We start from the raw sequence: 14,980 nt of genomic DNA on the forward strand, positions 1-14,980 counted from the left end.
GCGGGGCACTCTACGCGTCGGCCGCCGCGCACAGCGCGCGCCCCGGCAGCGCCACCGAGCCGTCGGACTGCACCCAGGCCGACCAGCGCTCGTCGAGCGCGTCGCGCAGTCGGGTGTGGTCGGCGGGTGAGAGCGTCGGCACGATCCGTCGCGCGGTCGGGGAGAGGTCGCGCTGCTGCTCCCAGACCTCGTCCAGCGACGCGGCGCGGTACACGACGTCGACGGCCTCGACGCGGACGTCGACCAGGCCGGCGCTAGCGACGAGCTCGACCAGGCGCTCGCGGTCGGCCAGCGCGAACGGCCCGGGCGCGCTCGGGTCGCCCGGCTCGGCGAGACCCAGCTCGGCGAGGACCGACCCCATGGCGAAGGTCGGGTTGTGGCGCGGCTCGTCCCACACGGCGAGCGCCACGCGGCCGCCGGGGCGCAGGACGCGGCGCGTCTCGCGCAGCGCTGCCTCGGGGTCGACGCACAGCATGTAGCCGAAGCGGCAGAGGACGCCGTCGACGCTCGCGGCCTCCTGGTCGATCCACTCGAGCTCCATCGCCTTGAACTCGGCGTTGGTGATCCCGAGCTGGGCCCCGTGGGCCTTGGCCGCCTCGACCATCGCCTCCGCGCCGTCGGTGCTGATGAGACGGCCGTCCGGACCCACGCGCTGGGCGGCCAGGAAGCCGGTGTCCCCCAGGCCGGCGGCCAGCTCGAGCACGGTCTGCCCGGGCTGCGGGTCGATCGCGTCGACCAGCCATCGGGAGACCGGCTCGAGGGCGGTCTGGAACTCCTCGCGGCGGGCGGACCAGCCGGCGGCCGCCTCCTCCCACCGCTCGCGCATCGCGGCGCGCTGCTCTGCCGGGTCGGTCACCCGGCAGATCTTGGACTACTTGATGCGGAAGTTCCGCACGACCGACCGGATGTTGCCCGACTCGTCGGTGCCGCGGACCGTCACCGTCCAGCTCCCCGCCGGGAGGTTCGTCGTCGACCGGGTCTTGAACGCCCAGGCGCCCTCCTTGACGGCGACCGGGAAGAACGTGGGGCGCGCGCAGGACTTCTTGGCGACCTTGCGGGACTTCGTCACGTAGCGGCAGTCGCTGCCCGCCCGCCGGCGGATGCTGAGCTGGACGCCGGCCACCTTGTTGGCGTCCGAGACCGTGCCCTTGAAGGTGATGGTCCGGCGCGTCCGCGTCGTGCGGGTCCTGCCGTTGACGCGCTTCCTGGTCGTGACGAAGCGCGTGAACGTCTGGTTCTTGCGCGGCGAGCTGACCTTGACCGACGGCGCCTTGAGGTCGACGACGGCGAGGCTGGTCACGGAGCTCGGGTTGCTCACGTTGTCCTGGGCGTCCACGACGGTCACGCGCGCGTCGTACGGGCCGACCTTCGCGTAGGTGTGCGTGGTCGTCGGCGTGGTCGTCGACTGGGTCTCGCCGTCGCCGAACTCCCAGCGGAACTCCTTGAGCCCGCCGCCGGCGTTGACCTCCGGGTCCGAGGACTCGCTCGCGTCGAAGGTCACCGCCTGGCCCTGCTGGACGCGCAGCGAGCTGGCCTTGATGACGGCCGTCGGCTTCTTGTTGGTGAACTCGTCGGCGCCCAGGTCCGACGCGGGACCGATGACGCGGGGGTCGCCGTCGACGTCCTTGTCGACGTCGGTCGGGAGCGTGGGCCCGCCCTTGTCGATGACCGGCGCGTCCGGGCGCAGGCCCGGGAAGCGCCCGGAGCCGTCGGCGAAGAGCTGCGGGTCCGGGGTGTAGGTCGTGTCGCTGAGCGCCACGTTGCCGCCGTTGGTGGCGTTCGTGTCGCTGTTGGTGATCGTGACCTTCGACGAGGCCGGCGAGAGCGACAGCGCCTGGCCCGCCGTGGCCGCGACGCCCCCGTGGATGATCGAGCGGCTCGCCTCGACGTTGACGTCGGCGGGGCCGCCGCCCAGGAGCGGGCCGGCGCCGTCGGCCACGGCGATGATCGCCTTGTCGGCGCCCGCGATCGTGACGTAGCGCAGGGTGGCCAGGATGTCCCCGGCGTCCGAGCCCGAGAGCGGCAGGCCCGACGGGGTGTACGCCCGCAGGCCGGCGCCGTTCTGCCCCGCCGCGATCGACGTGGAGTCGACCTGGAGCTGCTTCGTCGCGGTCGAGCCGGTGAGCGAGAGGACGTCGATGCCGTCGGCCTCGGGGCCGATGGCCAGCAGGGAGCTGCCCACGACGCGGTTGGGCGTGCCGGCCTCGATGCCCGGCAGCTGCAGCGCGTCGCCGGAGACCCCGCCGGAGACGATGCGCGTGCCCTGGACCACCAGGCTCGAGCTCTCGGCGCCCTTGATGGCGGGGGCGGTGCCGGCCGTGGCGCGCCGGGGCCGGTTGAGGATCGTGGAGTCCTTGATGGTCGTCGTGCCCGACGACGCGGTGATGTCCAGGGTCGGGACGTCGGCGCCGTCCTGGGACTCGTTGACGAGGGTGACGCGGTCCAGCGTGGCGTTGGGCCCACTGATCGCCATGGCGCGCGCGCCCTGGTCGGGGGTGGCCACCGTCAGGCGGATGATCGCGACGTTCGGCGCCGAGATGCTCAGCATCGTGGAGCCCGTGCCGTTGGCGGTGCGCAGCACCGTGTTCTCCGGAGCGCCGACGACGACGAGCCGCTTGTCGATGGTGAGCGGCGGCTCCTGGAGGACGCCGGCCTTGATGGCGATGGTGTCGCCGTCCTTGGCCGCGGAGACGGCGGCGGCCAGGGTGCCGCACTCCGTGCCGGAGCAGGCGGGGTCCGTCCGCGTGGGATCGACCTGGAAGACCGTCTCGGCCTGGGCGCCGGCGGGGAGCGCGAGCAGGACGCCGAGGGCGGCGGGGAGCGTGTGGGACCGTCGGGACATCGCGGTGAAGCATCCCTGATCGCCGCGCCGGAAGCGCCAGACGGTCCTCCTCGCGGGCCGGATGGCGCCCTCAGCGCACGCTGGGCAGCCCGGCGCGCTGGAGCTTGCCCGACCCCGTTCGCGGCAGCGCGGCGGCGAAGCGCACGTCCTTGGGCACCTTGAAGCGCGCCAGGTGCGCCGCGCAGTGGTCCTGGAGCTCGCGGGCGTCGGCGCGCCGGCCCTCGCGCAGGACGACGACGGCGACGACCGCCTCCCCCCACTCCGGGTCCTCGCGGCCGTGGACGCCGGCCTCCTCCACGGCGGGATGGCGCTCGAGGACGCCCTCGACCTCGGCGGGCGCGACGTTCTCGCCGCCCGTGACGATCGTGTCCGCCTTGCGGCCGATGAGCTCCAGCCGCCCGTCCGCGGTCAGGCGGCCGAGGTCGCCCGTGTGCAGGACGGGCCCGCTCCCCGGCGCCACCGTGAGGCCCCGGACCGTGATCTCGCCGTCGGCCTCGAGGCCCACGCGGGTGCAGAACAGCGGGACGCCGAACGTGGTGACCTGGGAGGCGGCCTCGGTCAGCCCGTAGGTCGGGGCGACCCGGATGCCCGCGGCGGTCGCGCGCTCGAGGAGGTGCCCGGCGATCGGTGCCCCGCCGAGCAGCGCGTGGCGCAGCGCGGGCGGGCGGTCCAGGCCGCCGTCGAGCAGGCGGGCGAGGGTGGTGGGCACCACGCTGACCAGCGAGGCCCGGCCCGCCTGCAGCTCGTGGGCGACGCGCTCGGTGTCCCAGCGCTCGAGGATCGTGGCGGCCGTGCCGTAGATCGCGCTGCGCACCAGGACGCTCAGGCCGCCCACGTGGGACGGCGGCAGGGCGCTGAGCCAGCGGTCGCCGGGCGCGACCCCGAGCAGCGCGGCGGAGCCCAGCGCGCTGAACAGGAGGTTGCGGAAGGTGAGCTCCACGGGCTTGGGGCGCCCGGTGGAGCCGGAGGTCTGCAGCGCGACGGCGACCGCGTCGAGGTCGTGCCGCGCGCCGGGCGGTACGGCCCGCGCGGGGTCGAGGAGGTCGACGGCGTCGACGACGACGTCGGCCGGCGGGCGCTCGTGGGGCTGCAGGCGCAGGTCGTGGGGCACCGCGATCGCGCCCCGCAGCCAGGTCGCATGGAGGGCGACGGCGAAGTCCGTGCCGGGCGGCAGGGCGATCCCGACGCGGTCGCCCGGTCCCGCGCCCTGGAGGTCGGCACGCCGGGCGCGGTCGAGCAGGGCGCCGGCGTCGAGCGCGTTGACGGCGGGCCCGTGGGGCCGCGTGCGCGCCGCGCGCTCGAGCCAGGACTCCACCTGCACGGGGCCCAACGTAGTGTGCGGCCCATGGAGCAGGTCGACTGGCAGCGCGAGGGCGACTTCACCGACATCCGCTACGAGCTCAGCGGTGACGGGATCGCGAAGATCACGATCGACCGGCCCGAGGTCCGCAACGCGTTTCGCCCGCAGACGATCGTCGAGATCAGCGAGGCGCTCGAACGCGCCCGCGAGGACACCGAGGTCGGCGTCGTCGTCCTGACCGGCGAGGGGCCGCACGCGTTCTGCTCGGGCGGCGACCAGCGGGTGCGCGGCGACACGGGCTACGTGCCGGAGGGCGCGAAGGTCGGCCGCTTCCACGTCACCGACCTCCACGTGCAGATGCGCCGGCTGCCCAAGCCGGTCGTCGCCTCGGTCGCGGGCTTCGCGGTGGGCGGCGGGCACGTCCTGCACCTCGTGTGCGACCTCACGATCGCCGCCGACAACGCGATCTTCGGGCAGACCGGACCGAAGGTCGGCTCCTTCGACGGCGGCTTCGGCGCGACGATCCTGCGCGACCTCGTCGGCCCGAAGAAGGCCAAGGAGATCTGGTTCCTGTGCCGGCAGTACACGGCGGCGCAGGCGCTCGAGATGGGGCTGGTGAACACCGTGGTCGCGCTCGACGAGCTCGAGGCCGAGACCGTGCGGTGGTGTCGCGAGATGCTGCAGCTCTCCCCCTTCGCGCTGCGCCTGCTCAAGGCGAGCTTCAACGCCTCGGAGGACGGCTACGCCGGCATCCAGCAGCTCGCGCACGACGCCAACCTCCTCTTCTACGCCTCCGAGGAGGCCAAGGAGGGCCGGGAGGCCTACAAGGAGAAGCGCACGCCGGACTTCTCGAAGTTCCCGAAGCGCCCGTAGCTGCGATGCCGCAGACCTCCCCCGTCCGCATCTGGGTCATGGCCGCGCGCCTGCGCACGCTGCCCGCGGCCGTCGCCCCCGTCCTCGTCGGCACCGCGCTGGCGATCTGGGACGACGAGTTCCGCGCCGGCGCGTTCGTCGCGGCGCTCCTCGGCGCGCTCTTCATCCAGGTCGGGACGAACCTCTCCAACGACTACTCCGACGCCCGGCGCGGCGCCGACACCGAGGACCGCCTCGGGCCGGTGCGCGTGACGGCGGGCGGCCTCGTGCCGCCCCAGCGCGTCCTGCTGGCGACGTACCTCACCTTCGGCCTCGCGGTCCTCTGCGGCGTGTACCTCGTCGCGGTGGCGGGGCCGGTCGTCCTGGCCATCGGCGCGGCGTCGATCCTCGCGGGCGTGCTCTACACCGGCGGACCGCGGCCCTACGGCTACGAGGGCCTGGGCGAGGTCTTCGTCTTCTCGTTCTTCGGCGTCGTCGCGGTCTGCGGCACGTACTTCGTGCAGGCCGAGGAGCTGCGCTGGGAGGCCTTCGCGCTCTCGGTCCCGGTGGGCCTGCTGGCCAGCGCGATCCTCGTCGTCAACAACGTCCGCGACGCCGACACCGACAAGCGGGCGGGCAAGCGGACGCTGGCGGTCCGGCTCGGCCGCGACCGCGCCCGCGGCCTCTTCGCGGCGATGGTCTACCTCGCGTTCCCGCTGGCGCTCGTGCCGTGGGTCCTCGGGCCGCTGGACCCGACGGTCGCGCTGTGCTGGCTGGCGGTCCCGCTCGCCGCGCCGCTGGTGCGCACGGTGCGCAACCACGCCGACGGACCGACGCTGAACGCCGCGCTGGCGAGGACCGGCGCCCTGCAGCTCGCGTTCTGCGTGCTGCTGAGCGCCGGGATCGTCCTCAGCTAGGCGACGCTGCGCAGCAGCGCCGGCGTGCTGGGCTGCGCCTCGCGCTCGAGGGCGAGCGCGAGGAACGCCTTGGCCGCCGGCGGCTGGCGGCGGCGGGCGCGCCAGACCAGGGCGACCGGCCAGGTGAGCGGCTCGGGACCGACCGGGCGCAGCGCGATGGCCGGTCCGGCCTGCTCGGCCGCGGAGCGCGGCATGACGGCGATGCCCATGCCCTTGGCGACGAGCGCGCGGACCGCGGCCATCTCGGTGCAGATGAAGGCGTTGCGGGGCTCGAGGCCCAGCGGCGCCATGGCGGCCTCCAGGCGGCGGCGCAGCGCGGAGTTCTCGCGGAAGGCGACGAGGTCCTCGCCGGCGAGCTCGGCGAGCGTGACGTGCTCCTTGGCGGCCAGCGGGTGCTGCGGCGGCAGCGCGACGACGAACTCCTCCTCGGAGAGCAGCGTCGCGGCGAAGTCGTCGCCGATGCGGTCGGGGTCGACCGCCGTGAAGATCGCGTCGAGGCCGTCGGAGCGCAGCTCGTCGAGGAGGTCCTCCTGCGTGCCCTCGACGAAGTGCACGGCCACGCCGGGGTGGCGGCTGCGGAACTCGGCGAGCGTGCTGAAGAGGTCGTAGAGCCCCGTCGGGTACATGCCGCCGAGGCGCAGCTCGCCCTTGACCAGGCCGCTGAGCTCGTCGAGCTCGGAGCGCAGGCCGTCGACCTCGGCGATGACGCGCTGGGCGTAGTCGAGGACCAGCCGGCCCTCGGCGGTCAGCTCGACCCGGCGCGAGGAGCGGCGGAAGACCTCGCAGCCCAGCTCCTGCTCGAGGCGGCTGACCTGCTGGCTGACGGCGCTCTGCGCCAGGTGCAGCTCCTCACCGGCCTTCGTGAACGACCCGGTGCGAGCGACGGCGGCGATGGTCCTCAGGTGGCGGAGCTCCATGGCCCGATCGATCCTCCCACCGTGCGGGGCAGAAGTCGAAGACGGGTTCCTGGGCGCAGCGATCAGCCCGGCTTATGGCTCCGTAGGCTGGTGGCTCGTGGAGGTCACGATCGAGCGGCAGTCGCTGGCGCTGCGGGCGCCGCTGCGCACGGCGTTCGGCGAGGTCCGCTCGCGCGACCTGCTGCTGCTGCGCGTGCGCGACGAGGAGGGCCTGGAGGGCGTCGGCGAGGCGGCGCCGCTCGAGGCCTACGACGGCGTGCCGTCCGCGGTGTGCGAGGCGGCCCTCGAGCGTCACGCCGAGGTGCTGCGCGCCTGGGACGGCGCGTGGGGCCCGGCGGTCGTGGAGGCGTGCCGCGAGGCCGCCGACCTCCCCCAGGCGCTGGCGGCGGTCGACCTGGCCCTCTGGGACCGCGCCGGACGGCGGGCGGGCAAGCCGGTGGCGGGCGTCCTGGCCGAGGACGGGCAGGCGCCGGCCGTGCGCGTCAACGCGACGATCGGCGCGCAGGACGCCGCCGGCGCGGCGGCCGAGGCGGCGACGGCGGCGCGGGCGGGCTTCCGCTGCGTGAAGGTCAAGGTCGGCGTCGGCGACGACGCGCGGCGCGTCGCGGCCGTGCGGGCGGCGGTCGGGCCGGAGGTCGCCCTGCGCCTGGACGCCAACGGCGCCTGGGAGGTCGACGAGGCGGTCCGCTGGATCGACGTGCTCTCGGCCGCGGGGCTCGAGCTCGTGGAGGAGCCGGTCCACGGCGTCGCGGCCTTGCGCGCGGTCCGCGAGCGCGTCCCCGTGCGCATCGCGATGGACGAGACGGCCGCCCAGGCGGGCGCGATCGGCTCGGGCGCGGCGGACGCCGTCGTGCTGAAGCTCGGGCGGGCGGGCGGCATCAGCGCGCTCCTGGCCCAGGCCGCCTACGTCAAGGCGACGGGCGCCGACGTCCTGCTCGCCTCGACCTTCGACGGTCCGCGCGGGATCGCCGCCGCCGTCCACGTCGCGGCGGCCCTGGGGCTCGACGCCCCGTGCGGCCTGGCGACGCTCGGCCTCTTCGAGGACGCCTCGCTCGCCGACCTCCTCCCCGTCCGCGACGGCCAGATCGCCGTCCCGGGAGCGCCGGGCCTCGGCGTCGCTTGGCCGTGAAAGGTGCCAGGCACCTTTCACGGGGATTCCCGACGGGCACGGGGCGCTCGGGTGAAAAGTACCTGGCACTTTCCACCGGCTTGCGCGTGCGTGAAAGGTGCCAGGCACCTTCCACCCTCTAGCGCGTCTTGAGGGCCGCTCGGAGGGCGAGGACGCGGCGGGCGCCGGCATCGAGGTCGGCCCGCGTGAGCGCGCCCTCGGCGACGGCGCGGCGCAGGCCCTCGGCCGCCCGGGCCGCGGTGCGGTAGTCCTTGGCGAAGAGCGGGAGGTCGACCCCGGCCTGGACCGCGAAGAACGCGAGCTGGGCCGGGCTGCCGTAGCGGGCCACGGCGGGCGTCTGGAGGTCGTCGGTGATCGCGACGACGTCGGGGAGGCGCAGGCGGGTGCGCAGCTCGTCGGTGACCCAGCGGCGGCTGAAGGCGGCCGGGCGCGGGTCGCGGGCCGGGTAGACCGCGGTCGAGAGCATGACCATCCTCAGGGCCTGGCGCTCGAGCTCGTAGGGCTTGAGGTCGCGCTCGCGCAGGGTGGCGAGCGGGGTCGTGATGCGGGCGGGCGCGTCGTCGGTGTTGACGGTCGCCGCGCCGAAGCCGGGGAAGTGCTTGAACGCCGCCTCGACGTTCGCGGCGCGCAGGCCGCCGGCGAACGCGCCGGCCAGGCGGGCGACGCTCGGGGCGTCGCCGGGGTAGGCGCGGCGCTCGCGGCGCATCGCGCTGCCGGGCCGGCCGACGTCGACGACCGGGGCGAGGTCGACGTTCACGCCGCCCCGCCGCAGCAGGCGCCCGGCGGTGACCCCGGCGGCGCGGGCCTGGGTCGCGGTGGTGGTCTGCGCGGCGGCCCGGTCGGGACCGCCGGGGAGGCGGCGGACCGGCCCGCCCTCGTGGTCGGCGAGCACGAGCAGGGGCGCGCGCAGGCCCGGCGGACGCGGGATGGCCTGGAGCCGGCGGGTCATCGCACGCACCCGGCCGACCGAGCGCACGTTGCGCCCGAAGAGGATCACGCCCGCCGCCTCGCCGCGGCGGATGCGCCGCTCGAGCGCCTTGGGCGGCGTCGTCCCCGCGAAGGGGAAGACGAAGCGCTGCCCGATCGCCTGGCGCAGCGAGAGCGCCACCGGTGCCTGAGCCTGGCGGGCGGTCGCGCGGTCGGCGTCGTCGCCTCCGCACGCGGCGGTCGAGCACCCGGCGGCGATCGTGGCGGCGATGGACAAGGCGGTGCGCAGCACGGGCGCCAGGCTAGGCGCTGGCCACGTCGCGCATCGCCTCGCGCAGCACGCGCACAGACGGCCGCGCCTCGTCGGCGGCCCGGGTCGCGCAGAAGATCGTGCGCCCCACGTCGCCCTCGGCGATCGGCCGGACCGCCACCCGCGCCCGATCCTCCGGCTGGACGAAGGCGGGCAGGAGCGTCACGGCGTGGCCCTCCGCGACGAGGTCGAGCAGGACGGTCGCGTCGTTGGCGCGGTGGCGCAGGTCGGGCTCGAAGCCGCCGAGCTCGCGGCAGGCCCGCACGGTCATGGCGGCGTAGCCGGTCCCGGGCTGGCCGGTCGTCCACGGCTCGTCGCGCAGGTCGGCCAGCGCCACCCGCGCGGCCGGGTCCTCCCCGGCCAGCCGGTGGCCGGCCGGCAGGACGACGTGGACGGGGTCGCGCAGGAGGTCCTCGCGGTGGACGCCGGCGAGCCGCGGGCGCGGCTGGTGGTCCCACTCGTCGGCGAGGACGAGGTCGAAGTCCCCGAGGGCCAGCGCCGGCAGGGCGTCCTCGGGCTCGGCCTCGTGGACCTCCGCGCGCAGGGCCGGTGCGCGATCGCGCAGCAGCCCGAGCGCCGGGATGGCCAGGCGCTTGAAGACCGACTGGAAGGCGGCGATGCGCGCGCGGCCGACGGGCGCGCCGCCCGCCGCCGCGAGCTCGGCCTCAGCCAGGGCGGCGCGGTCGAGCAGCGCCTCGGCGTGGGCGACGAGGACCCGGGCGGCGTCGGTGAGGCGCACCCCGCGCCCCGCGCGCTCGACGAGCGGGACGCCGGCCTCGCGCTCGAGGACGGCGAGCTGCTGGGAGACCGCGGACGGGCTGTACTGCAGCGCGTCGGCGACCGCGGTGACGGTCCCGCGCTCGGCGAGCTCGCGCAGCAGCCGCAGACGGCGGAGGTCGAGCATCGTGCAGCGATCCTTCCAGATGTCCTTCACCAACGTGCGTTGTTCCTGGACGGTCGTGTCGGGCAGGATCGTCGTCGTCGTGCGTGGTCCCGTCCTCTGCCTCCTCTCCGCCGTCGCCTTCGGGGCCATGGGCGTGTTCGGCAAGCTCGCCTACGACGAGGGCGCGACCGTCGGCACCCTGCTGTCGGTGCGCTTCGTGCTGGCGGCGGCGCTCTTCTGGCTGCTCGTCGCGGCCACCGGCCGGATGGGCGCGGTGCGGTCCGCCCCGCGACGGGTCGTCCTCTTCGGCATCGGCCTCGGTGCCGTCGGCTACGCCCTGCAGGCGGGCGGCTTCTTCGCCGCGCTGGAACGCCTCGACGCCTCCCTGACGGCCCTGGTCCTCTACACGTACCCGACGCTGGTGACGGCGGGGGCGATCGTGCTCGGCCGCGAGCGCGCGAGCCGCCGGCGGGTCGGGGCGCTGCTGCTCGCGTCCACGGGCGTCGCGCTCGTGCTCCTCGGCGCGGGCAGCGGCCGCCTCGACCCGCTCGGCGTGGCCTTCGCGCTCGGCGCCGCCGCCGTCTACGCGACCTACATCCTCGTCTCCGACGGCGTCGTGGACGCCGTGGACCCGCTGGTGCTCAGCGCGTTCGTGGCGACCGGCGCGGCCGTGACGCTCACCGGCGCCTCCCTGGTCGGCGGCGACTTCCGGCCCGGCGCGCTGACCGGCGCCGGCTGGGGCTGGATCGCGGGCATCGCCGTGGTCTCGACGGTCATCGCCATCAACCTCTTCTTCGCCGGCCTCGCGCAGGTCGGGCCTTCGGCGGCGGCGATCTTCTCGTCGCTGGAGCCGGTGACGACGGTGGTGCTCGCGGCGCTCGCCTTCGGCGAGGCGCTCACCGCCGTCCAGCTCGGCGGCGGCGCGCTGGTGCTCAGCGCCGTCGTCCTGCTCAACCTGCGCCGGCGGCGAGCAGCCGTGCCAGCGGCTGGGGCGCCTCCCGTGGCAGCCCGTGCCCTGCTCCTGGGACGAGCACGAGCCGCGCGCGCGGCAGCGCGCGGCTGAGCCGCTCGGCCAGCGCCACGAACTTCGCGTCGCGCTCGCCCGCCACGACGGTGGCCGGGACGTCGAGCGCGCCCAGGCGGTCCCACAGCGGCGGGTCCATGTGGCCGGTGCCGATCGTGCGCAGGACCTCGGCCAGGTGGCGCGGGTCGTTGCGCAGGAGGTCCTCCCGCCAGCGGGCGGCCGCCGCGGGCGGGGTGCCGGCGAAGAGCGGGAGCGCCTGCCAGCGGTCGGCGAACTGCTCGGGGGTGGCGTCCTGGGCCCACTCGGCGAGCGCCGCGTCGGCCGCGACCCGTGCCCGGCGCTCCGTGGGGTCCTCGATCCCGGCCGTCGTGGCGACCAGGACCAGGTGCGCGAACCGCTCGGGCGCGGCCAGCGCGGCGTGGAGCGCCAGCCGGCCACCCATCGAGTAGCCGGCGACGACGGCCGGGCGGTCGGGCTCGAGCTCGGCCACGACGTCCTGCGCGCAGTCGGCGAACGAGATCGGGCGGGCGCTGGCGCGCGTGCCGTGGCCGCGCACGTCCGGCGCGCGGACGTCGAGCCCGGCGGGGAGGTGCTCGCGGACGGGGTCCCACGAGCGCCCGGTGCCCGCGAAGCCGTGGAGCAGGACGACGGGCGCGGGCATCGGGCGGGATGATGGCGCCCCGTGCCTGCCGGCCTCGACAGCCACCTCCTCCTGCGCGCCTTCTGCGACGAGCTCGTGCGCTGCGGCGTGCGCCATGCGGTGACGTCGCCCGGGTCGCGCTCCACGCCGCTGGTCCTGGCGCTGGCGCGCGAGCGGCGGCTGCGGTCGTGGTCGCACGTCGACGAGCGCAGCGCCGCGTTCTTCGCGCTGGGGACGGCGAAGGCCACGGGCGTCCCCGCGGCGGTCGCGTGCACGAGCGGGACCGCCGCGGCCAACTACCTGCCGGCGGTCGTCGAGGCCCACGAGGCGGGGGTCCCGATGGTGGTGCTCACCGCCGACCGGCCGCCCGAGCTGCGCGACGTCGGCGCCGGCCAGACCATCGACCAGCTCAAGCTCTTCGGCGCGAACGTCCGCTGGTTCGTCGAGCTCGACGTCGCCGAGGCCTCGCCGGAGCGCCTGGCGTGGGTGCGCCAGCTCGCCTGCCGCGTGGTGGGGGCGGCGCTCGGTGCCGCGGGCGGGCGTCCCGGCCCGGTCCACGTCAACGTGCCGCTGCGCGAGCCGCTCGTGCCGGAAGGCCCCCTGCCCGCACCCGAGCCCGCGGAGGCGGGACGGGCCGGCGGCCGGCCGTGGACGGCGCTCGAGCGTCGCGCCCCCGCGCCTCCGGGCGCGCGCCTGGCCGAGCTCGTCGCCGGCGCCCGGCGGCCGCTCGTCGTCGCGGGCCGCACGGAGCCCGCGGCGTCCGCCGCGCTGGCCGACGCCGCGGCGGCGCTGGGCTGGCCCGTGCTGGCCGACCCCCTCTCCGGCGCCCGGCGCGGCGGCGCGGCCATCGCCCACTACGACGCGCTGCTGCGCACCCCCGACCGCCTGCCCGGCCCACCGGACCTCGTGGTGCGCTGCGGCGACCTGCCGACCTCGAAGCCGCTGCGCCAGTGGCTCGCGGCGCTCGACCCCGCGACGACCACGCAGGTCGCCTTCTCCCCCACGGGCGTCTGGCACGACCCGCAGGCGACGCTCGCCGAGCTGCTGCCCGGCGACCCGGCCGCGGCGCTGGCGGCGCTGGGCACCCAGCCGCAGCCCGAGGGGGGCGCGTGGCTCGGCGCCTGGCGCCAGGCCGACGCGGCCGCCGCCCGGGCGCTGGACGCCACCCTGGCCGGCGGCCTCTCCGAGCCCGCCGTGGCCCGGGAGCTCGCCCGCGCGCTGCCGTCCCGCGGTGCCCTCGTCGTGGCGGCCTCGATGCCCGTGCGCGACGTCGAGACGTTCTGGCCCGCGCTCGACGCTCCGGCGCGCGTGCTGGCCAACCGCGGCGCCAACGGCATCGACGGGACCGCCTCGACGGCCTTCGGCGTGGCCGCCGCGCACGACGGCCCGACCGCGCTGCTCGTCGGGGACGTGACCGTCGCGCACGACCTGGGCGGGCTGCTCGCCGCCAAGCGCCTGCACCTCCCCCTCGCCCTCGTCGTCCTCGACAACGCCGGCGGTGGCATCTTCGACTTCCTGCCGGTCGCCACCCAGACCGACGTCTTCGAGGAGCACGTCGCCACCCCGACCGGCCTGGACCTCGAGCAGGTCGCCCGGCTGTTCGACCTCGGCTACACCGCGCCGACGACGCTCGACGACCTGCGCGCCGACCTGCGCGACGCCCTCGCCGCACCCGCGGCGACGATGGTCCACGTCCGCACGGACCGCGCCCAGAACGTCGCCCTGCACCGGGCCTGCTGGGAGGCCGTCGCCACGGCGCTCGGATGAAAGGTGCCTGGCACCTTTCAGGCCGCGAGGACCGGGAGCAGCGCGCCGAGCTTGATCTCGGTCTCGGCGAGCTCCGCGGCGGGGTCCGAGTCGCGCACGACGCCGACCCCGGCGTAGCAGCGGGCGACCGGGCCTTCGAGCAGGGCGCAGCGCAGGGCGACGCAGAGCTCGCCGTCCTCGTGGAGGTCGGTCCAGCCGACGGGCCCGGCGTACCAGCCGCGGTCGAGGCCCTCGAGGGCCGGGATGAGCGGGGCGGCGACGGCGTGGGGCTCGCCGCCGACGGCGGGCGTCGGGTGCAGGACGCCGGCGAGCTCGATCGCGCTCACCGGCCTGGCGAGCTGCGCGCGGATCGGCGTGCCGAGGTGCTGGATGTTGGCCATCTTCACCAGCACCGGCTCCTCGGCGCTCGTGACCCAGACGGCGTGCGGCGCGAGGGCCCGCTCGATGCGGCGCGTGACGATCGCCTGCTCCTCGCGGTCCTTGGGCGACTGCAGGAGCTGCTCGCCGAGGTGCACGTCGACGGCGGGGTCGGCGCTGCGGCGGGTCGAGCCGGCGAGCGCGAGCGTCCCGGCGCGCAGGCCGTCGCGCCGGACGAGGAGCTCGGGCGAGGCGGCGACGAAGGCGCGTTCGCCGCGGCCGACGACGAAGACGTGGCAGGCGCGGAACGCCTCGCGCAGGACACCCAGCACGGCGGCCGCGTCGTGCGCCGCCGCGGCGTGCACCTCGACCGACCGAGCGAGGACGACCTTCGACAGCCCGCCCTCGCGGATGCGCGCGACGGCGCGGGCGACGGCGGCCTCGTAGTGCTCGGGCGCCATGGTCGAGACGACCCGCGCGCGGTCGCCGGCCGGCTCGGGATCCCACAGCGCCAGCGCCGGTGCGGGCACGAGCGAGGCCAGCCGGGCCTCGACGCGCCCGACGACCTCGTCGGCGACGTCGTCGGGCGCCACGAGCGCGCAGGCCGTCAGTCGCGCCTCGCCCCCGCGGCGCACGAGCGCCACCTCGGGGACGTGGAGCGAGGCGGCGCCGAAGCCCGCCCAGTGCGGCGCGCGCGGCGCCTGCGGGGTGAAGCCGAACCCGCCGACCGCGACCGGCCCGCTGCCCCGCGGCCCGTCGGGCGGGTCGCACTGGGCCTCGGCGATGAGCGCCCGCCAGTCCGCCGCGAGCGCCCGGAAGCGCCCGTCGCCCTCGGCCTCGAGCGCCTGCACGCAGCCGAGCGCCGCGAGCGCGAAGCCCTCGCGGTCGGGCTGCTCGAAGCAGAACCACGGCTCGCCGGGCCGGCGCGACGCCGCGACGACGGCCGACGGGTCGACGTCGCCCGCGACCGGGACGGTGACCGCGGCGAGGGCCGCGCCGCGGCGGCGCGCCCGGCGCAGCGCCCGCTCCACGTGGCGGGCCAGGCGCTCGCGGTCGGCGCGCCGGAGGGCGAAGGCGGGTGCCTGGCCGGTGCGCAGCTCCATCGCCCGACAGGC

Annotated in this window: 13 protein-coding genes; 5 read left to right on the forward strand and 8 right to left on the reverse strand. The window is 76.5% G+C overall.

Annotated elements, in window-relative coordinates; translation table 11 throughout:
- Nucleotides 1–10 precede the first annotated feature (10 nt).
- From JUB12_RS04710 to JUB12_RS04720, 3 genes are all read right to left on the reverse strand, one after another.
- A complete protein-coding gene (locus JUB12_RS04710; RefSeq protein WP_205698457.1) occupies nt 11–856 on the reverse strand; it encodes a class I SAM-dependent methyltransferase in 846 nt (281 codons plus the stop codon).
- A 15-nt stretch (nt 857–871) separates the two neighbouring features.
- Nucleotides 872–2,842 (reverse strand): PKD domain-containing protein, encoded by a 1,971-nt coding sequence (locus tag JUB12_RS04715; protein ID WP_205698458.1) that lies wholly within the window; start codon nt 2,840–2,842, stop codon nt 872–874.
- 70 nt (nt 2,843–2,912) lie between these two features.
- On the reverse strand, nt 2,913–4,163 hold the full coding sequence (locus JUB12_RS04720) for a class I adenylate-forming enzyme family protein (RefSeq protein WP_205698459.1): 1,251 nt from the start codon (nt 4,161–4,163) through the stop codon (nt 2,913–2,915).
- Nucleotides 4,164–4,187: 24 nt separating this feature from the next.
- Here JUB12_RS04720 and menB point away from each other — a divergent pair, with 24 nt between their 5' ends.
- Nucleotides 4,188–5,015, forward strand: coding sequence for a 1,4-dihydroxy-2-naphthoyl-CoA synthase (gene menB, locus JUB12_RS04725; protein WP_205698460.1), 828 nt, complete (start codon nt 4,188–4,190; stop codon nt 5,013–5,015).
- Nucleotides 5,016–5,020: 5 nt separating this feature from the next.
- The gene (locus tag JUB12_RS04730) at nt 5,021–5,911 is read left to right on the forward strand and encodes a 1,4-dihydroxy-2-naphthoate polyprenyltransferase (RefSeq protein ID WP_205698461.1); all 891 of its coding nucleotides are present in this window, start codon (nt 5,021–5,023) and stop codon (nt 5,909–5,911) included.
- Here JUB12_RS04730 and JUB12_RS04735 read toward each other — a convergent pair.
- On the reverse strand, nt 5,908–6,828 hold the full coding sequence (locus JUB12_RS04735) for a LysR family transcriptional regulator (protein ID WP_205698462.1): 921 nt from the start codon (nt 6,826–6,828) through the stop codon (nt 5,908–5,910). The two genes, JUB12_RS04730 and JUB12_RS04735, sit on opposite strands and share 4 nt — an antisense overlap.
- A gap of 97 nt (nt 6,829–6,925) precedes the next feature.
- Here JUB12_RS04735 and JUB12_RS04740 point away from each other — a divergent pair, with 97 nt between their 5' ends.
- On the forward strand, nt 6,926–7,957 hold the full coding sequence (locus JUB12_RS04740) for a mandelate racemase/muconate lactonizing enzyme family protein (RefSeq protein ID WP_205698463.1): 1,032 nt from the start codon (nt 6,926–6,928) through the stop codon (nt 7,955–7,957).
- A gap of 118 nt (nt 7,958–8,075) precedes the next feature.
- Here JUB12_RS04740 and JUB12_RS04745 read toward each other — a convergent pair whose 3' ends face one another.
- Both JUB12_RS04745 and JUB12_RS04750 read right to left on the reverse strand, forming a co-directional pair.
- Nucleotides 8,076–9,176: a glycoside hydrolase family 3 protein gene (locus tag JUB12_RS04745; protein ID WP_205698464.1), complete on the reverse strand. Its 1,101-nt coding sequence runs from the start codon at nt 9,174–9,176 to the stop codon at nt 8,076–8,078.
- Nucleotides 9,177–9,186: 10 nt separating this feature from the next.
- Complete coding sequence (locus JUB12_RS04750) at nt 9,187–10,098, reverse strand: LysR family transcriptional regulator (RefSeq protein ID WP_205698465.1); 912 nt, start codon at nt 10,096–10,098, stop codon at nt 9,187–9,189.
- A gap of 19 nt (nt 10,099–10,117) precedes the next feature.
- On the opposite strand from JUB12_RS04750, the gene JUB12_RS04755 reads away from it, so the two are divergent.
- The gene (locus JUB12_RS04755) at nt 10,118–11,140 is read left to right on the forward strand and encodes a DMT family transporter (RefSeq protein WP_205698466.1); all 1,023 of its coding nucleotides are present in this window, start codon (nt 10,118–10,120) and stop codon (nt 11,138–11,140) included.
- On the opposite strand, the gene JUB12_RS04760 is transcribed toward JUB12_RS04755, so the two are convergent.
- On the reverse strand, nt 11,028–11,762 hold the full coding sequence (locus tag JUB12_RS04760; protein ID WP_205698467.1) for an alpha/beta fold hydrolase: 735 nt from the start codon (nt 11,760–11,762) through the stop codon (nt 11,028–11,030). The genes JUB12_RS04755 and JUB12_RS04760 overlap by 113 nt on opposite strands.
- A 21-nt stretch (nt 11,763–11,783) precedes the next feature.
- Here JUB12_RS04760 and menD point away from each other — a divergent pair, with 21 nt between their 5' ends.
- Complete coding sequence (gene menD / locus JUB12_RS04765; RefSeq protein WP_205698468.1) at nt 11,784–13,508, forward strand: 2-succinyl-5-enolpyruvyl-6-hydroxy-3-cyclohexene-1-carboxylic-acid synthase; 1,725 nt, start codon at nt 11,784–11,786, stop codon at nt 13,506–13,508.
- A gap of 17 nt (nt 13,509–13,525) precedes the next feature.
- Here the strand turns inward: menD and JUB12_RS04770 are convergent, their stop codons facing one another.
- Nucleotides 13,526–14,968 carry an isochorismate synthase MenF gene (locus JUB12_RS04770; RefSeq protein WP_205698469.1) on the reverse strand — a complete coding sequence of 481 codons (1,443 nt, stop codon included), beginning with the start codon at nt 14,966–14,968 and terminating at the stop codon, nt 13,526–13,528.
- Nucleotides 14,969–14,980: the final 12 nt, after the last annotated feature.

Origin of the sequence: Conexibacter sp. SYSU D00693, from assembly GCF_017084525.1 — a bacterium.
Classification (GTDB): Bacteria; Actinomycetota; Thermoleophilia; order Solirubrobacterales; family Solirubrobacteraceae; genus Baekduia.